General features: G+C 69.2%; 16 protein-coding genes. 5 read left to right on the top strand and 11 right to left on the bottom strand.

Annotated elements, in window-relative coordinates; translation table 11 throughout:
• Positions 1 to 108: 108 nt before the first annotated feature.
• Positions 109 to 600 (bottom strand): SRPBCC family protein, encoded by a 492-nt coding sequence (locus tag ACK8GG_RS02885; protein ID WP_440355457.1) that lies wholly within the window; start codon positions 598 to 600, stop codon positions 109 to 111.
• 2 nt (positions 601 to 602) lie between these two features.
• Positions 603 to 1,124 carry an ArsR/SmtB family transcription factor gene (locus ACK8GG_RS02880; RefSeq protein WP_440354191.1) on the bottom strand — a complete coding sequence of 174 codons (522 nt, stop codon included), beginning with the start codon at positions 1,122 to 1,124 and terminating at the stop codon, positions 603 to 605.
• Here ACK8GG_RS02880 and ACK8GG_RS02875 point away from each other — a divergent pair.
• Both ACK8GG_RS02875 and ACK8GG_RS02870 read left to right on the top strand, forming a co-directional pair.
• Positions 1,114 to 1,449, top strand: coding sequence for a YciI family protein (locus ACK8GG_RS02875; RefSeq protein ID WP_440354192.1), 336 nt, complete (start codon positions 1,114 to 1,116; stop codon positions 1,447 to 1,449). The two genes, ACK8GG_RS02880 and ACK8GG_RS02875, sit on opposite strands and share 11 nt — an antisense overlap.
• A 3-nt stretch (positions 1,450 to 1,452) precedes the next feature.
• Complete coding sequence (locus tag ACK8GG_RS02870) at positions 1,453 to 2,712, top strand: RNA polymerase sigma factor (RefSeq protein ID WP_440355456.1); 1,260 nt, start codon at positions 1,453 to 1,455, stop codon at positions 2,710 to 2,712.
• 24 nt (positions 2,713 to 2,736) lie between these two features.
• On the opposite strand, the gene ACK8GG_RS02865 is transcribed toward ACK8GG_RS02870, so the two are convergent.
• The 4 genes from ACK8GG_RS02865 to ACK8GG_RS02850 are packed head-to-tail and all read right to left on the bottom strand — an operon-like array spanning position 2,737 to position 5,611.
• Positions 2,737 to 3,021, bottom strand: coding sequence for a hypothetical protein (locus ACK8GG_RS02865; protein ID WP_440348394.1), 285 nt, complete (start codon positions 3,019 to 3,021; stop codon positions 2,737 to 2,739).
• Between the two features lie 31 nt (positions 3,022 to 3,052).
• Positions 3,053 to 4,870 carry a WXG100-like domain-containing protein gene (locus ACK8GG_RS02860; protein ID WP_440348395.1) on the bottom strand — a complete coding sequence of 606 codons (1,818 nt, stop codon included), beginning with the start codon at positions 4,868 to 4,870 and terminating at the stop codon, positions 3,053 to 3,055.
• Positions 4,867 to 5,190: a type VII secretion target gene (locus ACK8GG_RS02855; RefSeq protein ID WP_440348396.1), complete on the bottom strand. Its 324-nt coding sequence runs from the start codon at positions 5,188 to 5,190 to the stop codon at positions 4,867 to 4,869. The genes ACK8GG_RS02860 and ACK8GG_RS02855 overlap by 4 nt, the downstream gene beginning before the upstream one ends.
• Positions 5,180 to 5,611 (bottom strand): YbaB/EbfC family nucleoid-associated protein, encoded by a 432-nt coding sequence (locus ACK8GG_RS02850; RefSeq protein WP_440348397.1) that lies wholly within the window; start codon positions 5,609 to 5,611, stop codon positions 5,180 to 5,182. The genes ACK8GG_RS02855 and ACK8GG_RS02850 overlap by 11 nt, the downstream gene beginning before the upstream one ends.
• Before the next feature lie 424 nt (positions 5,612 to 6,035).
• Between ACK8GG_RS02850 and ACK8GG_RS02845 the strand changes: the two genes are divergently transcribed.
• Positions 6,036 to 7,265 carry an MFS transporter gene (locus tag ACK8GG_RS02845; protein WP_440348398.1) on the top strand — a complete coding sequence of 410 codons (1,230 nt, stop codon included), beginning with the start codon at positions 6,036 to 6,038 and terminating at the stop codon, positions 7,263 to 7,265.
• A gap of 71 nt (positions 7,266 to 7,336) precedes the next feature.
• Here ACK8GG_RS02845 and ACK8GG_RS02840 read toward each other — a convergent pair whose 3' ends face one another.
• Together ACK8GG_RS02840 and ACK8GG_RS02835 are read right to left on the bottom strand one after the other, a co-directional pair.
• Positions 7,337 to 9,250 (bottom strand): CBM96 family carbohydrate-binding protein, encoded by a 1,914-nt coding sequence (locus ACK8GG_RS02840; RefSeq protein ID WP_440348399.1) that lies wholly within the window; start codon positions 9,248 to 9,250, stop codon positions 7,337 to 7,339.
• A gap of 250 nt (positions 9,251 to 9,500) precedes the next feature.
• On the bottom strand, positions 9,501 to 12,950 hold the full coding sequence (locus ACK8GG_RS02835) for a bifunctional proline dehydrogenase/L-glutamate gamma-semialdehyde dehydrogenase (RefSeq protein WP_440355455.1): 3,450 nt from the start codon (positions 12,948 to 12,950) through the stop codon (positions 9,501 to 9,503).
• 218 nt (positions 12,951 to 13,168) lie between these two features.
• Here ACK8GG_RS02835 and ACK8GG_RS02830 point away from each other — a divergent pair, with 218 nt between their 5' ends.
• Positions 13,169 to 14,119 (top strand): LysR substrate-binding domain-containing protein, encoded by a 951-nt coding sequence (locus ACK8GG_RS02830; RefSeq protein WP_440355454.1) that lies wholly within the window; start codon positions 13,169 to 13,171, stop codon positions 14,117 to 14,119.
• Between the two features lie 22 nt (positions 14,120 to 14,141).
• Here the strand turns inward: ACK8GG_RS02830 and ACK8GG_RS02825 are convergent, their stop codons facing one another.
• Both ACK8GG_RS02825 and ACK8GG_RS02820 read right to left on the bottom strand, forming a co-directional pair.
• Positions 14,142 to 15,005, bottom strand: a complete 864-nt coding sequence (locus ACK8GG_RS02825) for a metallophosphoesterase family protein (protein WP_440355453.1) — start codon at positions 15,003 to 15,005, stop codon at positions 14,142 to 14,144.
• A gap of 163 nt (positions 15,006 to 15,168) precedes the next feature.
• Positions 15,169 to 15,759, bottom strand: coding sequence for a hypothetical protein (locus ACK8GG_RS02820; protein ID WP_440355452.1), 591 nt, complete (start codon positions 15,757 to 15,759; stop codon positions 15,169 to 15,171).
• A gap of 284 nt (positions 15,760 to 16,043) precedes the next feature.
• On the opposite strand from ACK8GG_RS02820, the gene ACK8GG_RS02815 reads away from it, so the two are divergent.
• Entirely contained in the window at positions 16,044 to 18,263 is a 2,220-nt protein-coding gene (locus tag ACK8GG_RS02815; RefSeq protein WP_440355451.1) for a hypothetical protein, read from the top strand.
• 40 nt (positions 18,264 to 18,303) lie between these two features.
• Here the strand turns inward: ACK8GG_RS02815 and ACK8GG_RS02810 are convergent, their stop codons facing one another.
• Positions 18,304 to 19,926, bottom strand: a complete 1,623-nt coding sequence (locus ACK8GG_RS02810; protein ID WP_440355450.1) for an FAD-dependent oxidoreductase — start codon at positions 19,924 to 19,926, stop codon at positions 18,304 to 18,306.
• Between the last annotated feature and the right edge of the window lie 305 nt (positions 19,927 to 20,231).

Below are 20,231 nucleotides of genomic sequence, written 5' to 3'. Positions count from 1 at the left end.
TCCTCCTGCTCCTCTTCGGACGCCGCTCCTCGGCGACGACCGGCACGGCGCGGTCGCCACAGGTTGCGGGCGGCCCCTCGTCGGAGCCGCCCGCACCGGACACCAACGTCAGGCGGGGGTCTTCTCGGCGAGCACCGCGTCCATCTGGCCCATCGCCAGACGCAGGCCCTCCTCCATGCCCATGGCCGCCATCTGCTCCATCTGCTCCAGGCTGAGGAACGTCGAGGTCACCGTCATCCGGGTGCGGTCGCCGTACGGCTCGATCACGACGACCCCGTGGGTCAGGTCCTTGGGGTCGACCGGTTCACCGCTCTCGTCGGCGAAGCCGTCGTCAAAGGCGAGCCGGTGCGGCGCCTCGATGGCGGTGATCGTCCACCAGCCCCGCGCCTTCTCCCCGTCCGGGCCGGTCATGTGGTAGCGGACGGCGCCGCCGACCTCGAACTCGTACCGGTCGAAGGTGGAGGGCCAGGTCGGCGGGCCCCACCAGCGCTCCAGCTTGCGGGGGTCGGCCCACAACTGCCAGACCCGCTCGACGTCGGCGTCGAACTCGGCGACGAGCGTGAAGGTCAACGTCTCCGGGTCCTTCTGCGTACTGATCACTGTCACGGTTCGGTGGTCCCTTCCTCGGCCAGGATGCTCTCCATCTGGGCGACCCGGTGCCGCCAGATTTCTTCGTACGCGTCCAGGAGGCGGCTCGCCCGGCGAATCGCCGACATGTCGGCCCGCACGATCTGCTCCCTTCCTCGTCGTTGCTTGGTGACCAGCGATGCGCGTTCGAGCACCGCCACGTGTTTCTGCACTGCCGCGAAGCTCATCGGATAGTGCGCGGCGAGCCCGGTTACCGACTCCTCGTGGCGGATCACCCGGGCGATGATGTCGCGGCGGGTGGCGTCCGACAGGGCGTGGAAGACGCGGTCCGCATCCGCCTCGGTCGTCGTTTGTACAACCATGTGGTTGTACGTTAGTGGCGCGCCGGACCGGCCGCAAGCACTTTCGATGCGTTGCGGCAGATACTTCTCCGGAGGTGTCCATCCGGCCCGGTCCCGTTCGTCGTCATCACGGACGGCGAGAGACGCCGTCGGCACGCCACCACGAACACCACGGGAGCCGAACATGAAGTACATGCTTTTGATCACCAGCACCGACGGCGGCGCGGAATGCTCGACCTCCTTCGAGGACTGGCAGGTCTTCGACAAGGCGGTGCAGGACGCCGGAATCATGGTTTCCGCGCACTCGCTCGCCGACTTCACGACCGCCACGACCGTACGCGTCAACGACGCCGGCGAGCCGACGATCACCGACGGCCCGTTCGCCGAGAGCCGGGAGGTGCTCGGCGGCTACTACGTCATCGACGTACCCGACCTGGACGCGGCCCTGCACTGGGCCACCCGCTGCCCGGGCGCGCGGGGTGCCGGGGCGGTCGTCGTCCGGCCGGTCGCCGATTTCTGATCCATGGACGAGCAGCCCACCGACGGGTCGGTGACGCTCTCGGTGGCGGCCGCGTTCCGCGAGGAGCGCGGCCGGCTGCTCGCCGCCCTGGTGCACCGCTTCGGCGACCTGGACCTGGCCGAGGACGCCGCCGCCGAGGCGATCGAGGCGGCGCTGGCCCGCTGGCCGGTCGACGGCGTACCGTCGCGACCCGGCGCCTGGCTGATGACCACGGCCCGGCGGCGGGCCGTCGACCGGCTGCGCCGCGACCGCACGTACGCCGACCGGCTGGCGTTGCTCGCGGTCGAGTCGCAGCGGGCCGGCCCCGCCCCGGCCGCCGACGCCGGTGGCGACGATCTGCCCGACGAGCGGTTGCAGCTCTTCTTCACCTGCGCCCATCCGGCGCTCGCCGCCGACGATCGGGTGGCGCTGACCCTGCGCTGCCTGGCCGGACTGACCACCCCGGAGGTGGCGCGCGCCTTCCTCGTCCCCACCGCCACGATGGCGAAGCGGATCGTCCGGGCCAAGAACAAGATCCGCACCGCCCGCATCCCGTTCCGGGTACCGGGGCGCGACGAACTGCCGCAGCGGCTGCCCGGCGTGCTCCAGGTCGTCTACTCGGTCTTCACCGAGGGCTACTCGGCCAGTTCCGGCCCGCAACTGCAACGGCTGGACCTGGCCGAAGAGGCGCTGCGGCTCGGCCGGATCCTGCGCCGGCTCCTCCCCGCCGAACGGGAGGTCGCCGGACTGCTGGCCCTGATGCTGCTCACCCACGCCCGCCGCGACGCCCGCACCGGCGCCGACGGCGAACTCGTCCTCCTCCACGAACAGGACCGCCACCGCTGGGACCGGGACATGATCGACGAGGGCTGCGCGCTGGTGCCGGTCGCGCTCACCGGCGGACCACCCGGCCCGTACGGGGTGCAGGCCGCCATCGCCGCCCTGCACGACGAGGCTTCCGACGTCACGAGCACCGACTGGCCACAGATCGTCGCCCTCTACGACGTCCTGATGGCGATCACACCCTCGCCGGTGGTGGCGGTGAACCAGGCCGTGGCGGTGGCGATGCGCGACGGACCGGCAGTGGGACTGGCCCGGCTCGACACGCTCGCCGAGGAGCCACTGCTGCGCGACTACGGCCCGTACGCGGTCGCCCGGGCGGAGCTGCTCGCCCGGCTCGGCCGGTACGCGGAGGCCGCCGCGGCGTACCGGCGGGCGATCGAGCTGGCCGGGACCGACCCGGAGCGCACCCACCTGCACACCCGGCTGCAGGCCCTGTACTGACCCGGCACTCCTCAGGCTGAGTCGCTACGCGACCGGCGCGGAGTCGCTCTCGTCCACGAACCTGTAGTAGCTCATCCGGAAGCGCTGCAGGAGAGCGCGCATGAACTCCGCGCCGGCGGCCGGCAGGACCCGCCCCGCGCCGAGCGGAACGCCGTTGTCGTAGAAGTCCTTCGCCAGCGCCGACCAGTTCGGGTCGAGGATGTTCAGCGTCACCGCCTGGCCCGGTTGCCAGGTGAACTCGGCCACCCGCCGATTGGTGTGCTGGGCGAACGAGTACACCGCCACCCGCGTCGGCGTCTGCTCGGTCATGTCTGCCTCCTGGCTATCCGCGGTTTCCAACTCACCACAGGCTCGGCGGACGGAACGCGTTCCACGCCTCGCCAGTGATCATTCCTCGGCTGCGTATCTCGTTTAAGCGGTCCATCGCGCCGTCGACCGCCTTCTCGCCCAGGCCGGACGCCCGCAACCGTTCGGCCATCCGGTCCGGGTCGGTGGCGTGGATCCGGGCCATCGTCTCCGGGCTGAGCGGCTGGTTCTTCTGCTGCTGTACGAATTCCGAGCGCAGCAGTTCGGCGTTGGACTCCGGGAACGAGTAGCCGTGGTCGATGGCGACCAGGCGGCCGTCGGGGCCGGTGAGGTAGTTGCCCATGTGCCGGTCGGTGTTGCCGCTGATGTAGTCGAGCACCGCCATCTGCTCGCGTTCTCGGATCGTGTACCACCCCGGAGGAAGGCCCTGGCTCGCGTTCTCCACAAACTCCTGCATCGAGCCGGCCCCGTGTGGACCGTCCCAGCGCGCCGTCGTCGGCACCAGGTCGAAGCCCAGATCCTCATTGAGGCGGGACGCGGCGACTTCCCTGGCTGCCAGTTGGTTCTCCGGAATGCTGGAGCGGCCCTGGACGAACTCGTTCTCTGGCACATTCGGCTTGTAGACGCCGTGCGTGCCGTCGGTGAAGGTGACGTCATACGCGTCGTTGACGTGATTGCCGGGGTCGAGCTCGACCATGCTGTGCACCTCCCTGCCGAGCAGCCGCAACTCGGCGTCGCTGGCATGATCGCTCACGGACGGCGCCACCGTCGGCTCGGGGCCCGGGGTGTCGGGGCCGCCGTCAGGGGCCTCCTCGGCTGCGGGTGACTTGCCACTGTGGCCGTCCTGCGCCGGGCCGCCACCGGTCGGCCCCTCGGACCCACCGAAAGACGGCGTTTGCCCGCCACCGGCAGCAGCGCTGTGGCGCCCACCACCGGCAGCGCTCGTACCGCCCCCGCCGTGGTCTGCACGGGTGGCGCCGCCCTCACCGACCGTGGCGGCATCTGCCCCGTTGTTCTGGGTCGGGGCCGCTTGGCGGGGGGCCGTCATGTCGGGTGCGGTGGCGCCGCCGGGGGTACGGCGCAGTCCCTTCAGCGCCGCCCGCAGGGTGTCGAGCAGTTCGCCGAGTTTCGACAGGATCGGCCGCAGCCGCGCGACGCTGCGGGCCAGGGCCGCGAGGAGTCCGGCAATCTTCGCTGCCCACTTGGCGACCAGGCTGGACACCTGCGCCACAACCAGGGGTGTCGCCAGGCCCAGAGTGAGCCCGGCCTCGGCGAGCCACTGCCACAGCCGCACGGCGAGGACCGAGACGAAGTCGGCGATCAGGTCCCGGACCAGCTCCCGCACCAGGGCCACGAGCAGGCCCGCGCCCTCAACAACGGTCCCGATCAGACCGGCGGCGTCCGCGAGCTCGGTGAGGTGCTGCTGGTGCCGCTCGTTGTAGCGGCGGTACGCCTCGGAGGCGGGCCCGGTCCAGGTGGCGATCTCGTCCCGAACGGCCGCGGAGAGGTCGGCGACCTGCGCGGTGACATGGGCGGAGACGTTGCGCCAGGTCTGCGCGTACGCGGTGATCTGGTCCGGATCCCCCGCCAGCCAGTCGAGTGCGTCGGAGAGGGGCTTGACGTGCTCGATCAGCCAGGCGACTCCCCAGGAGACGACCGAGCCGATCGGATCCAGACAGGTGGAGAGCACCTCCATCGACGTGCCCACACCGCCGATGGTGGAGTCGATCCACGACCCGCTCTGGATGCCGTTGCGCAGGTCGACGATGCTCTCGCCGAGACCGAAGCCGGCGTACGCGGTGGTGGTGTCCTGCCGGGCCGCGATCAGCGGGTTCGCCACCTCGACGCTCATCGGTGCATCTGCCCGAACGCCTCGGCGGCCGTTTCGTCGGCACGCCGGTACGAGTCGGCGGTGACTTCGAGTGCGCCGGCGGCACTCTGCAACGCCTCCTGCGCCGCCGTGAGGGCATCCACCGCCGGCAACTGCAGGAAGTCCAGCAGGAAGGGTATCGCCTGACAGGCCGGCAGTTGCCCGTAAGCACCGGCTCCCATCTGCACGTGCGCCGCGGCGCCGTGGGCGGTGCCGATCGACGCGGCGATCCGGTCGAGCGAGCGGGCGTGACCCGTCAGCGCAGTCGCGGTGACCTCGAACCCGCCTGCCTCAGCGCCCACTGTGTCCCCAGCTGCCATACCCGGGCTCGTCCTCCTCGGATGTATCCGGGAAGCGCGACTCATAGCTGCCGACGACGGCGCGGGCGGTCTCGGATTCGGCGCCGACGGTCTCCGCCGCGGCCTCGGCGACCTGCTCGGCCAACAGACTCTGCGCCTGGCGCATCACCCGCAGCACCTCGGCGGCGATCTCATCGGCCCGCCAGTGCAGCACCCGGCTGTCGAGCTGCAGGTCGGTCATCACACCGGACGACGCCACGGTCACCTGGACAGCGCCCTGCGCACCCTCCGCGGTCGACGACATCGCCGCTACTCGCTCCGACAGGGCCTGCGCCTTCGCAGCCTGTTCAGAGATGCCCGCTGTCCAGGACTTCACGAACCGCTCGGTCGACGCCTCGAAATCGCCCATGGCGAACTGGGCCACCAGTCCTCCCCCGTGTGCTGTCACCCCCATCAGCCGGCGCCCGAAGGCAGTGGGTGCGGCGGGGGAAGGCACACCGTACGCCATCAGAGTCCTACGCGGAGTCCCATGTGGACCGCTGGAAGGCCGGGCGTGAGTCTCGTCGGCGCACCTCCGTGATCAGGCCAGTCGACCAGTGGCTGCAACGGGGAGCATCGATCACTGCAATGGGCGATCACAGGTGAGTGGCCCGCGCGCAGGAGGCCCGACGCCAGAAGACGCCGTAAGAGCGCATGGCGTCGCAGCAGTCAAATCGGGCGCATGCCAGCAAAAGTGAGGGAGTTCATAGCCGGGAGATGGGCCCGCTGCGTGGAAGCATTGAAGAAGCGCCTGGCCAGGGGCCATGAGTGCACCACCCACTCTTCCAGCACAGCAAAGGAACACACGCGTGACGTACAGCGGGGCCAAGGAACGGATCTGGACCAGAGATCTCGTTTTCGCCTGGATTGTGAACTTCTTCCTCGCGTTCGTCTTCTACATGCTGATGACGACGATGGCGCTCTACGCCGTCGAGCGCTTCAGCGCCTCGGACACCCTCGGCGGCCTGGCCTCCAGCATCTTCGTCATCGGCGCGACGATCTCCCGGCTCTTCGCCGGCAACCTGGTGGAACTCTTCGGCCGGCGCCGCATGCTCGGCATCGCCCTCGTGGTCTTCGTGCTGACGTCGCTGAGCTACCTGGTGATCGACGGCATCGACTCCGTCGCCCTGCTGCTGGTCGTACGGGCGATCCACGGCGCCGCCTTCGCGATCGGCAGCACGGCCGTGATGACGCTGGCCCAGTCGATCATTCCGAGGTCCCGGCGGGCCGAGGGGACCGGCTACTTCACCCTGAGCATGACCCTGGCGACCGCGATCGGCCCGTCGCTGGCCCTGATGCTCGTGCACGGCCCCGGCTACATCTGGCTCTTCACCGCCACCGCCACGGCGGCGGTCCTCGCGATGGCCGCGGCGCTCTTCCTGCGGGCACCGGACAAGACGCCCAGCCCCGAGCACCGCGCCCGGCTGCGCCGCTTCCACCCGTCGGACATGCTGCACCGCGACGTCGTACCGGTGGCGTCGTTCATGCTCGTCCTGGCCGTCTGCTACGCCGGCGTCCTGACCTTCCTGAACTCGTACGCCGACGAGCGCGGCCTCGCCACCGGCGCCAGCCTCTTCTTCCTGGCGTACGCGATCACGCTCTTCGCCGCCCGGCTGATCATGGGCCCGCTGCAGGACCGGCGCGGCGACAACCTCGTCGTCTACATCTCGATCGCGGCCTTCGCCGTCAGCCTCGTCATGCTCGGGCTCGCCACCACCAACGTGGTCCTGGTCCTCGCCGGCGCGTTCATGGGCCTGGGCTTCGGCACCCTGATGTCGGCGCTGCAGTCGATCGCCGTCTCCCGCGTGCCGATGCCGCGCATGGGCCTGGCCATCTCGACGCACTTCTTCATGCTCGACCTGGGCATCGGTCTCGGACCGGTCCTGCTCGGCGTGCTGCTCAACCAGCTCGGCTACAACCAGATGTACCTGGTGCTCGCCGGGGTCGTGGTGGTCTCCACCGGGCTCTACCACCTGGTGCACGGGCGGGTGGAGCGCGCCGAGCACGAGGCGCCCGTCCCGGTCGACGCCACCGTCTGAGGAGGCGGCCGGCCCGGCACCCACAGATCGTGAGGGCCGGGCCGGTACGCGTCGCCTGACGGCTAGGCGGTTTACGCCACCTCGAAGTAGTAGTTGGAGTTGGCGTCGCTGGTCGACCCGTCGGCGCGGATCGCGTGGACGAACAGGTCGACCCACCCGCTGTGCTCCGGCGCCCAGGTGATGGTCGCCGTGCCGTCGGCGCCGGCGCTCACCTGGGTCGGGCCCTGGACCTGGTCAGCGTCCTGGTAGTAGAAGAAGTACTCGTAGGCCACGATGTCCGTCCCGCCCGGCGGCGGGGAGAAGGTGAACGATGCCTCGACGCCGACACCGCCAACCGGACCCGCATCAGGCGGAGAGTGGTAGAGATCCGACTCGATCGTGGGCCACTGGTAGAAGAACACCGACCACCCCGTCGCCTCCGAGACGAATCCGTTTCCGCTGACACTGCGCACGGTGACCGTAGGCCCGTAGATGTTGTCGGCGGTGAAGGTGAAGGTCGCGGTGCCGTCCGCCTCCGCGGGCCAGGTCACCGTTTCGCGATCGACCGTGATCTGGTATTCGCGGACATCGGTCAACCCGTTCGCGGGGGTCAGCTTGAGCTGCACCTCCTGGCCCCACCTGGGCGTTCCGCTCTCCAGCCGGATCTCGGGTGAGCTCGACGGGATGAACGTCTCGTAGGTCACCGTCCGGGACACGTTGCCGGCGGCATCGAGCGCGCGTACGTACAGCTGCCGCCACGCCGAGCCGGGCGGGTTCAGGGTCACGGTCGCCGAGCCACCCGGAGCGTCAGCCCGGACCGCGTTCGGCCATTCGAAGGGATCCGTGCAGACGAGCTCGCCCACGGTTCCGCTGTATTCACAGCCGTTGGCGGGGAGGCTGCTCCAGGCGTACTGGAAGCCCGCGATGTCGGGGTTGCCGTTGCCGGAGAAGGTGAAGACGCCCAACTCGCCCAGCGGCGCCCGGCCACCCTCGGGCGGATAGTTCGCCGAGGTCACCGTCGGCTCCGGCGGGGCGGACCCGTCGTAGGTGAAGAAGCACGTCTTCGACCACTTGGAAACGTCGGTGCCGTCGCCCACTCGCGCCTGCCACGCGTACGTCTGGCCGTCGACGAGCGTGCCCTCGGGGATGGTCACGCCGTTCGCCCGGCCGGAACGGCCATGTTCGGCGGAGAGGAGAGTCCGTGCGCTTTCGTCATTCGTGGGCCAGATCCCGAACTCGGTGCGCAGGTTGTTCTGGTCGAACTGGTCAGCGTCGGTACCGACTGCCTGCAGCAGCGGGGCGAAACGACCCAGGTGCCGGTACGGCTCCTGGCGGTCGCAGGCGAAGCCGCTGTTGAACATGGCGCCGCTGTCGATCTTCGGTACGGAGTTGTGCTGCACGGTCAGCTGCACGTGGCGGAACCAGTAGATCTGACGTGCGTACGTCGGGTCCGCCTCGTACTGCGCGGGAACGCGGATTTCGAACGTGATGCTCTTCTCCTTGCCCTGCACCGCGTCCCGTACGGCCGAACCGACGTCGAACGTGATGGTGGCGTTGGGGCACACCCCGGCGGTGAGAATCTCGTCCACCTTCGCCAGCGGCTTCGGTGAACGGTTCCAGGTCGGCGTCTTGCTGATCGCCTTCGTACGCCAGATCTCGATCGCCCGCTTCGAGCAGTCGGCGACGCCCGTCTCCTGGATGTATACGGTGCCGCCGTAGATCTTGTCGCCCTTGAACGGGGCGAGGTCGAAGGTGGCGTAGACACGTGAGGTGTGACTCTGCCCGGACTCGTCGACCGAGGTGCCGAGCGGCAGGTTCCGGCCCTCCGAGTCGTAGGACTGCTCCGGCGTGGCAGAGTCCGTCCATCCGACCTGGACCGGCTCTGCCGACTCGTAGTGGGGTGCAGCATTCGCGGCGTTGCCGGTTGCCAGGGCGGTGAGGGCGGTGACGGCGAGCGTCAGCGCCAAACCGCCGATCAGGCCGGGACGCGGCCGATGCGTAATCACTCTGATTGGTCCTCCTCAGGCCAGCCCGGACACCAGATTCGGGCTGAGACGAAGAATTCAATCATCCGCATAGGACTGTCGCATCGGATTTGATCTCGACGATCGACGGCCGGTCCGCCACCATCAACGGTGCCACCCTCGGCGTCGGCGCTCCTCGCTGTCGGGCTCCCCTTACACCTCTTCCCCGTCGCGGTTTCCCCGAAGTTGCCGCCTCGGACGTACGTGCAGCAGTTTCCCCGAAGTTGCTCCGTCAGAGCAGGTCGTCGGAGAGGTGGTCGGGGGTGCCGAAGCGGTGTGCGGTGACGCTGACCGCCTGCTCCCGCAGGAAGCAGAGCAGCTCCACCCGTCCCGCTTCGGTCACCGGCTGCGCCCAGACCGCCAGGTCCGGGCGGCGTCCGATCACCTCGGCCAGCCGGGCCGGGGACTCCCCGATCAGCCGGATCCGGCCGCTCTCCATCGCCTCGGCCCGGTGCAGCCAGCTCGTCTCGTCCTCCACGAAGCGCTGCGCGACCGCGGCCACCGCCTGCCGGATCGGGCCAACGAGCGCGGCCGCGGTGGAGACCACCATCGGCGCCCCCGCCAGCGCGCCCGCGGCGACCACCCGCAGCAGGTCGGCCTGGGATCCGCGTACGCCGCAGCGGACGGTGACCGGCATCGGCCGGTAGCGGAGCACGTTGCGTTCGACCGGCAGGCCGGAGACGTCGGCGGCGAGCCCGAAGGTCTGCTCCCAGGCGGCGGCGTCGCTGCGGAGGGCGCGTTCGACGACATCGCACTCGTCGGGGGTCAGCGCGCTGCGGGCGGCGTCGAGCAGGCGCCGTACGGCAGGGTTGGTGACCTCGGCCGAGGCGGTTGACGGCGCGGTTTCCCAGCGGCCCAGGCCGGTCAGGTAGTGCGGGCCGCCGGCCTTGGTGCCGGGTCCGACGGCGGACTTCTTCCAGCCGCCGAAGGGCTGGCGGCGCACGATGGCGCCGGTGATGCCCCGGTTGACGTAGAGGTTGCCGGCCTGGACGGTCGCCAGCCACTGCCGGATCTCGGTGGACTCCAGCGAGTGCAGGCCGGAGGTGAGCCCGTAGTCGACGTCGTTGACGATCTCGATCGCTTCGCCGAGGTCGCGGGCGGTCATGATGCCGAGGATCGGTCCGAAGTACTCGGTACGGTGGAACGCCGACCCGCGCTGGACACCGTCGCGGACACCGGGGCTCCAGAGCCGTCCGGAGTCGTCGAGCTGCTTCGGCTCCAGCAGCCAGCTCTCCCCGGGGCCGAGCTCGGTCAGCCCGGTCAGGAGCTTGCCGGTCGCGGGTTCGATGACCGGCCCCATCTGCGTACGCGGGTCGGCCGGGTAGCCGACGGTCAGCGAGGAGACCGCGTCGATGAGCTGATCGCGGAAGCGGCGCGACGACGCGACCGCGCCGACGAGGACGACCAGCGAGGCGGCGGAGCACTTCTGCCCGGCGTGGCCGAACGCGGAGGCGACGACGTCCTTGACCGCCAGGTCCAGGTCGGCGCTGGGGGTGACGATGACGGCGTTCTTGCCGCTCGTCTCCGCCAGCAGCGGCAGGTCCGCGCGGAACGACCGGAACAGCTCGGCCGTCTCGTACGCGCCGGTGAGGATCACCCGGTCGACCAGCGGGTGGCCGATCAGCTCCGCACCGAGGGACGACTCCTGCACCTGGACGAGGGTGAGCAGGTCGGGATCGGGCAGCACCCCCCGGATGATCTCGGCGACGACGGCGCCGCAGCGTTCGGCGGGCCCGGCGGGCTTGAGGACGACCGCCGAGCCGGCGGCGAGCGCGGCGAGCACCGACCCGGCGGGGATCGCCACCGGGAAGTTCCACGGCGGGGTGACCAGGGTCAGCCGCTCCGGGGTGAACCGGGCGCCGTCGACGCGGTCGAGTTCGCGGGCGAGTTCGGCGTAGTAGTGGGCGAAGTCGACGGCCTCGGAGACCTCCGGGTCGGCCTGGTCGATGGTCTTTCCGGCCTCGGCGGCCATCACCTCGATCAGCTCGCCGCGCCGGGCTTCGAGGGCGTCGCCGATGGCGTGCAGCACCTCGGCCCGGTCGGAGCCGCTGCGCGTACCCCAGGCCTGGGCCGCCGTGGCGGTCGCCGACAGCAGCGCGTCGAGGCGGTCGGCGTCGTCGATCCGGGCGGCCCCGATCGCGTCGACGCCGAGCCGGGAGTCCGGAACCCGGCCGAGGATGTCCCGCGCCCAGGCCCGGTTCGCCGGTACGGCCGGGTCGGTGTCGGGGGTGTTGGTGAAGTGCCCGAAGCGGGGCCGCTCCACGGCGGCGTACCGGTCGGGGACCCGGTGTGGCGGGGGAACCACCTCGTCGACGGCGGCGAGCGAGGCGCGGAAACGCTCCTCCTCACGGGCGAAGAGCGCCGGGTCGGAGTCGAGTTCGAAGACCGCCGACATGAAGTTCTCCCGGCTGGCCCCCTCTTCGAGGCGGCGGATCAGGTACGCGATCGCCACGTCGAACTGCTGCGGGTTCACCACCGGCGTGTAGAGCAGCAGTCCGCCGACGTCCCGTCGTACCGCCTCGGCCTGCCCCTGGGCCATGCCGAGCAGCATCTCGAACTCGATGTGGTCGCGGACTCCGCGCTCGCCGGCGAGCAGCCAGGCGTACGCGACGTCGAAGAGGTTGTGGCTGGCGAGTCCGATGCGGACGTTGGCGACCCGCTCGGGGTGCAGCGCGTAGTGCAGGACGCGCTTGTAGTTGGTGTCGGAGTCCTGCTTGCGGCCCCAGGTCGCCAGCGGCCAGCCGTGCAGGGACGCCTCGACCTGCTCCATCGGCAGGTTCGCGCCCTTGACCAGGCGTACCTTGATGCCGGCGCCGCCGCGTTCGCGCCGCCGCGCCGACCATTCCTGCAGGCGGATCATCGCGCCGAGAGCGTCGGGCAGGTACGCCTGGAGCACGATGCCGGCTTCCAGCGCCTCGAACTCGGGGCGGTCGAGCAGTTCGGTGAAGACCGCGATGGTCAGGTCGAGGTCCTTGTACTCCTCCATGTCGAGGTTGATGAACTTCGGCGTGGCCGCGGTGGCGGCGGCCGCGAAGAGCGGGGTCAGCTCGGCGGCGATGTCGGCGACCGCCTCGTCGAAGGCCCACGGGTTGTGCGGGGCGACGCTCGCCGAGACCTTGATGGAGACGTAGTCGACGTCGTCGCGGCGCAGCAGCCGCTCGGTCTCGGCGACCCGCCGACGGGCCTCGGCCCGGCCGAGCACCGCCTCACCGAGCAGGTTGACGTTGAGCCGTACGCCACTGGCGCGCAGCCGGCCGATCGCCTTGCCGAGGCGGCGGTCGGTGGCGTCGACGATCAGGTGCCCGACCATGCGGCGCAGCACCCGCCGGGCGATCGGCACCACCACCTGCGGCATGACGGGCCCGAGCACCCCACCGGCCCGCACGGCCGCCCGCAACGGCAACGGCAGGAACCCCGGTACGCCGGGGGCGAGCTCGGCGAGCGCGTTTGCGCTGACCCGCAGGTCCTCGGGGCGGACCACCCGGTCGACGAAACCCACGGCGAACGCCAGCCCATCCGGGTCGCGCAGCAGGTCGGCCAGGCGCGCCGCGGCCGGATCCGTCGGGTACGTCCGCGCCTGCGCCAGCCAGCGCCGGACCAGGGCGACGGTCTCCCCCGCGAGATCGTCACCGCTGCCCTCGGGAGCCGGTGGCACGTCGGAGTCGGTGGAGAGCTCGCTCATCCTGGTTGCCCCTTCTCAGGTTGCCCCTTCTCAGGCGGATAGCGACAAGTCTCCCCGTGATCATGGATTAGGAAAAGCGACGCTTCATGACGGTTGTCCTTAAGTTCCGCTAATGAAACACCAAGGCCAGGCGGCGGGGCCGGCGGCGGCCGTCGGTCCCGGTCCGCGACGGGGTGCCATGGCTTCCATGCCGGTGACCGACGGTGACGGCCACGAGCATGGCTACCCTTGAGCGCTGCCCGGACGAGGTGAAGGGGGTGGGCGCCGTGCTCGAGGTTCGCCGTCTGCTGCTGCTGCGGGAGCTCGCCGTACGCGGCACCGTCGCCGCCGTCGCCGACGCGCTCAACTACACCCCGTCGGCGGTCTCCCAGCAGCTCAGTCAGCTGGAGAAGGAGGTGGGTCTGCCGCTGCTGCGCAAGTCCGGGCGGCGGCTGCAACTCACCCCGCAGGCGGAGCTGCTGGTCGCCTCCGCCGCCGAGGTGCTCGACACCCTCGAACGCGCCGAAGCCGCCCTGCAGGACTCGCTGACCCAGGTCAGCGGCCGGGTGCGGGTGGCGGTCTTCCAGTCGGCGGCCCTGGCGCTGATGCCGGGCACCCTGCGCACCATGGCCGCCCGCTACCCCGCCGTACGGGTGGAGATGGTGCAGCGGGAGCCGGAGGAGGCGCTGCGGGAGACGTGGGCGCGCGACTTCGACATGGTGATCGCCGAGCAGTATCCGGCGCACGCCGCCCCGCACCACCCGGGCCTGGACCGGCGTGACCTGACAAGCGACGCGATCCGGCTGGCCCTGCCCGCCGAGGAGGTCGCCGCCCGACCGATGGCGTCGCTGGCCGACGCCCGCGACGCGGCGTGGGTGATGGAGCCCCGGGGTGCGGCCTCCCGGCACTGGGCCGAGCAGCTCTGCCGCAGTGCCGGCTTCGAGCCGGACGTCCGCTACGAGACCGCCGACCTGCAGGCGCACATCCGCCTCGTCGAGTCCGGCAACGCCGTCGCCCTCATCCCCGACCTGGTCTGGGCCGGCCGTACGCCGGGCTGCCGCCTGCTGGAACTACCCGGCGCACCCCGCCGGACCGTCTTCACCGCCCAGCGGCTCGCGAGCGCGGCGTCGCCCGCGGCCCGGGCGTTCCGCCAGATCCTCGAAGAGGAAGCCGCCGACGCCCAGCGCTGACCCCACCCGACCCGCGCGGCCGTCAGCTCGCTGCGAGCGGCGGGGCCAGGACGTCGTGCAGGATTCGCGGCTGGTGGCTGCGCCGGCGCCACTCACGCGGGTAACCGAGGGAGACCTCCTGGAAGCGCACCCCGTCGTACCAGGTGGTCCGGGGAATGTGCAGGTGGCCGTAGACGACCAGCGCGACCGGGAAACGCCGGTGCCAGTCGGCGGTGCGCTCGGTGCCGCACCAGAGGGCGAAGTCGGGATACCGGAGCACATCCGTGGGCTCGCGGACCAGCGGATAGTGGTTCACCAGCAGCAGCGGCACCTCCGGATCGCAGGCGGCCAGCCGCTGCTCGGTACGCGCCACCCGGTCCCAGCACCACTCCTGCCGGCTGGGGAACGGGTCCGGATGCAGCAGTGCCTCGTCGGTGCAGATCACCCCGTGCTCGTACGCGAGCGCGATCGCCTCGTCCCGGTCGGCGACCCCCGGCACCCGGAAGGAGTAGTCGTAGCCGACGAAGAGCGGCGCGATCCGCACCGGCCCGCCGCGCCCGGTCCAGACCGGATACTCGTCCTCCGGCGTGACCACCCCCAGCGCCCGGCACATCGCCACCAGCGCGTCGTAGCGGTCGGTGCCGCGCAGCCGGACCGGGTCCGCGCCGACCGTCCAGAGCTCGTGGTTGCCAGGCGCCCAGATCACCTTGGCGAACCGCCCGGCGAGCAGGGCGAGGATCTCCTCCACCTCGGCGAAGCGATCCCCGATGTCCCCGGCGACGATCAGCCAGTCCCTCTCACCGGTGGGACGCAGCGCCTCCTCCACCAGCCGCCGGTTGTCGGCGTGCCGCACATGCAGGTCGCTGGTGGCGTAGAGGGTCGGCCCGGAGGCAGCGGGAATCGGCACGCCGGAACGCTACTGACCGGGCCGCGCCCACGACAAGCCCGCCGGCCCGGCCCGGTCGGCAACGCCGGCGACTGCTCAGGACCGCAGCCGGTCGTCCCGCACGGATGCTGATCAGAGCCCGGATGCCGATCAGAGCCGGACGCTGATCAGAGCCGGACGCCGATCAGAGCCCGGGGATGATCCGCTTCAGTACGCCCTTGCTGCTCTCGATCGGCCGGTACGACTGCACCAGCTTCGACCCGGCCGCGATGTTCGCCCCCGCGAGCAGCGGCACGGCGTACTGGGCGATGCGCTGACGCCGCTGCCACTTGGCGATCCGCGCCGGGGTCCGCGAGTTCGGGGTGGTCGCGTCGGTGACCTCGATCGGCTCCTCCTCGCGGCGGGCCCGTTCGGCCTCCGCGCCGATGCGCATCCCGCAGTAGGCGGCGTACCCGGTGGCGAGTGCCCCCGCCACGGCGAGCCCGGCCTTGACGCCGCCGACCGTGCCGTAGCCCTGTTGCAGCCCGATGCGGCGCCGGCTGGAGCGGGTCAGCTGCGCCCCGGCGATGAGGGTGGCCCCGATGCCGGCCCATTCGAGCAGGCCGAAGCGCCGCCAGGCGGAGCTGGCAACCCGGATGCGGTCGACACCCTGCTCCAGGTCCCGGCCGGCGGAGTTGACCCCGATCACGCCCATGGTCGCGCCCCCGAACCAGAGTGCGGAGCCGAGGTCGTGGACGGCCTGGGTGACGGGCATGCTGTCGGTCCTGGTGCTCATTCGGGCCTCCCGGAAGGGGTCGCTGCGCGGACGCTGCGCCTACCCGCCGGCCCAGGAAACAAACACTGTGTTGGGCGAAGGCTCCTGCGCCTCCACCAGTTGATCCTTCCCGTTCCGCGCGGACAGTCTCCCTGTTTCAAGCTGGCAACATCCACGGAACTTTCGCGCAAACGCGAGGAGCAGCGCCCACGGTGTGAACGTCCTACTGACCCGAGGCCTATGTCCACGTCAACTGACCTGAGCGGATACTCGCCAACTAGGACTGTGCCGCCTAGCATGTACTCGTGCCCAATGATCGACTGAGCCTCGCCCTTGATCAGATTCCTTCAGCTGACTGGCAGTTCTTTGAGCGCTTCGCTGCCGAATTCTTGGCAGTTGAATACCCAAGCCTAAGGACAATGGCCGCCCAACGCGGCGACGGCGGAAGGGATGGCATCCTTTATCAACCGACAGAAGACGCAAACATCGTGATCCAGTATTCACTTTCCAGTGACTGGAACGCGAAAATCAACGCCACCTTGCGAAGACTGTCGGAAACGTTTCCCGAAACAGAGGAATTGATTTATGTCACAAATCGAACGATTGGCCCGGATGCAGATGACCTGATTCGCAAGACGAGGAAAGACAGAAGAATATTCCTCGATATCCGGGACAAGAACTGGTTCCTCGAACGGGAACTTTCTCACCCCCAAAGGGAAACGGCGTCGCAAGAAATCATCCAACGAATCGTCGAACCTCTCCTAGTGGAACGACGACTTCGCACCAGCGTGGCGCCGGCACTTACGAACGAGGAAGCCCGAGTCGGACTCCTTCACCTCGCATTGGATGAACGCGACCAAAAAGACAGTAAGAGCTACACGAAGACCTGCTTTGAGTCGCTGGTCATGGCCGCTCTGCACGACTCGGACCTCGACAACCTGCTATCAGGCGAGGAAGTAAATCGCCGAATACTAGCGTATCTTCCCGCGAGTCACCAGTTACAGGCGTCTCAGCAGGCTGACTCCGCCCTCCGGAGGCTATCCCGAAAGGGCGGCCCAGTTCATTTTCACTCAAAAGAGAAAAAGTACTGCCTTTCCCATCCAGAGCGCCAGAAGCTCCAGGCAAAGGTGTCGGAGTATCTCCTATTTGAGGCAGAACTAGAGGCGCACTTGTTAAACACCCTCCCTCCGGAACTTCTGGAAGGGGTTAGCCCGGAAAAGCAAAAGACAATCGGCATCCAGTTGCGGGCTGCCCTCGAGACAGTCCTATTGAGGCGTGGAGAGGCCTTCGTCGAAGCAACCAAGAGTGGACATCCTCACCAGATTGACGTCGACGAAATCGACGTAGCCCTAGACGAAACTGACAAGAAGACCGGGAATGTACTCAACAAGAAACAGATCGCTTCCGCTGTCGTAGAGATTCTCGATCGGCCGACTGGAATAGTCAGGAAGTACCTGAACCGGGTAGCCGACGCCTACACAATGTTCGCCTTCTTGCGACAAACGCCCGACGTACAAAAGAGTCTTTTGAAGATGTTTTCATCCGGTGAGATATGGCTAGACGCCTCAGCGATCCTTCCGCTCGTCGCCGAAACCTTAGTAGAAGATCCTGCCGACCGCCGATATTCAGCGCTCATGCGTGCGATCAAGGACGCAGGCCTAAGGCTTTACGTCACAGATGGCGTCATCGAGGAAGTGGAGCGGCATTTAAACAAATGCATTGCGTTTTCTAGAACCGGCCACCACAAGTGGCGGAACGACGTGCCCTTCATCCAGCGCATGTACATCCTTTCCGGGCGATCGAGTGCCCAGTTCATCTCGTGGGTCGAACAGTTCCGCGGCGATCGCCACCCTGAGGACGACGTCAAACTTTACCTGAACGAAAACTTTGGCATTGAGTCTCGGAATCTGACAGAACTGGTCGACGATGCACCAGCGGACTTGCGTCAAGCGGTGCAGGAGATTTGGTTTGAGAGTCACGAAAAGCGCCGCAGCGGGAAACAGTCAGACGAATGGGATTTCCTAAACGTTCATCGCTTGGTATCGCACGACGTAGAAAACACAGTCGGCGTTATTCAATGCAGGAAAAATGCCACCGTGTCACCTCTTGGGTATCACCACTGGTGGCTCACCCTTGACCGTGTAGCGTTTTCACTACAAACAGAGCTCCGAAGACGACTGGGCAGAAAGGCCCCCGACAGTCCAGCCATCTCGCCAGACTTTCTCAGTCAGTACCTGAGACTAGGACCACTCCGCGCGGCCATCGATAAGGAGCTCTGGATCAGTCTCCCCATCTTGACCGACATAAGCCGCTTCGATTTTCTTCCAAAGAATCTGGTGAGCCTCGCAGACCAAATTAGGCTTGAGAACGCCAATTTGAACGAGGGTGTTTTGCGGCGGAGGGTACGGGATCAACTCGAAGATGCCAAGATGATCCAAGCTGGCAATAACGGCGCAAGCGCCAAGGAAATCTACGACGAACTAGGTCGACGTATTCGTGATCAGGCAAACGGGCCATCGGAATAAGCTCGCGCCCGAAAGGTCGGAGCGACGGCAACCTGCGGCGTCAGGAGCCGGTGCCGGCGTGCCAGGTGCGGTAGCCGCCGTCGAGGTTCAGCACCCGGGTGTCGCGGCCGGGGCGAATCAGCGACGCGGCGGTGTGCGAGCGCTGACCGGACTGGCAGTAGAGCACCAGGTCGCCGGCGGGTAGCTCGGCCATCCGCTGCCGCAGCTCGTCCAGGGGCAGGTTCAGCGCGCCGGGGACGGTGCCGGCGGCGTACTCCTGCGGGCTGCGGACGTCCACGACGGTGGCTCCGGCGGCGACCACCTCCGCCAGCTCGTGCCACTGCACGGCCTCCTCGGTGCCGGCGAGCCGGTTGCCGGCGACGTACCCGACGATGTTGACCGGGTCCTTCGCGGAGCCGTAGGGCGGGGCGTAGGCGAGTTCCAGGTCGGCCAGCTCCGGGGCGGTCAGGCCGCCGCGGATGGCGGTGGCGAGCACGTCGATGCGCTTGTCGACGCCGTCGCCGCCGACGGCCTGGGCGCCGAGGATCCGCCCGTCGGCCGGGTCGTAGAGCACCTTCAGCGAGAGCTGCTCGGCACCGGGGTAGTAGCCGGCGTGCGAGGCGCCGTGGGTGTGCACCGCCTGGTACGCCCGCCCGGCGGCGCGCAGCCGCTTCTCGTTCCAGCCGGTGGTGGCAACGGTCAGCCCGAAGACCTGCACGATGCCGGTGCCGATGCGCCCGCCGAGGCGTACGGGCAGGCCGGCGATGGCGTCGGCGGCGAGGCGGCCCTGGCGGTTGGCGGTGTTGGCCAGCGGGATCAGGGCGGCGGCGGCGCCGATCGCGTCGGGCTTCTCCACCGCGTCGCCGACGGCGTGGATGTCGGGGTCGCTGGTACGCATGGCGGCGTCGACGGTGATGCCCCCGCGCTCGCCGATCGCCAGTCCGGCGTCGCGGGCCAGCGCCGTCTCCGGACGTACGCCGATGGCGAGCAGCACCAGGTCGGCGGGGAGCGTCTCGCCGTCGGCGAGCTCCACCTGATCCGGGCCGATTTTGGCCAGTGCGGCGCCGAGCCGCAGCGCGATCCCGTGCCGGCGCAGCTCGTCGTGGACCGGGGCCACCATCTCCGCGTCGAGCGGGGCCATCACCTGCGCGTCGCGCTCGACGACGGTGACGTCAAGTCCGCGGTGCACGAGGTTTTCGGCGGCCTCCAGGCCGATGAAGCCACCGCCGACGACGACGGCGGTGCGTGGCCGGGCGTCGAGGGCGGCGACGATCCGGTCGACGTCGGTGACCGTACGCAGGGTCATCGCCCGCTCGACGCCGGGCAGGTCGGGCACGACGGGGGCGGCACCGGGGCTGAGCACCAGCCGGTCGTAGGACTCGTCGTACTCCCGGCCGTCGCGGTCGCGGACCCGGACGGTGTGCCGGTCGCGGTCGATGCGCAGCACCTCGCTGCGTACCCGCACGTCGAGGCCGAAGCGGGTGTGCAGGCTCTGCGGGGTCTGCAGCAGCAGCTCCTCGCGGTCGGCGATGACGCCACCGAGGTGGTACGGCAGGCCGCAGTTGGCGTAGGAGACGTGCTCCCCGCGTTCGAGGACCACGATCTCGGCGTCGGGCATCAGCCGGCGCAACCGGGTCGCCGCGGACATCCCGCCGGCCACACCGCCGACAATGATCGTCTTCATGCCGCTCCTCCGTCACGTCCGTGGCCGGTCCACCTGACAAGCGTCCGCCGGTGGCGCGCCACCGGCACTGCCTGACGGGTCACATCCGTACCCGGGGCGACCCCGACCTGAACAGCATACCCCTAGGGGTATGCCTCCCTGTCGAGCCGGCGCCGCGTCCCTCCATCATCCGCACCCGGCGGGTCACGTGTCCCTTTCACCCCGGCCCGGCCGCCGGTGACCCCCGACACGATCGATCGGCGTACGCCGCGACACCGCAGTAGAGTCGCGCGCGGTCCGGGGGACCACGTCACGCACCCGGCACC

Origin of the sequence: Melissospora conviva (assembly GCF_049523535.1) — a bacterium.
Taxonomy (GTDB): Bacteria; Actinomycetota; Actinomycetes; order Mycobacteriales; family Micromonosporaceae; genus Melissospora; species Melissospora conviva.
The sequence above is the reverse complement of the archived record's forward strand: the minus strand, read 5'-3'. Positions and strand labels throughout refer to the sequence as shown.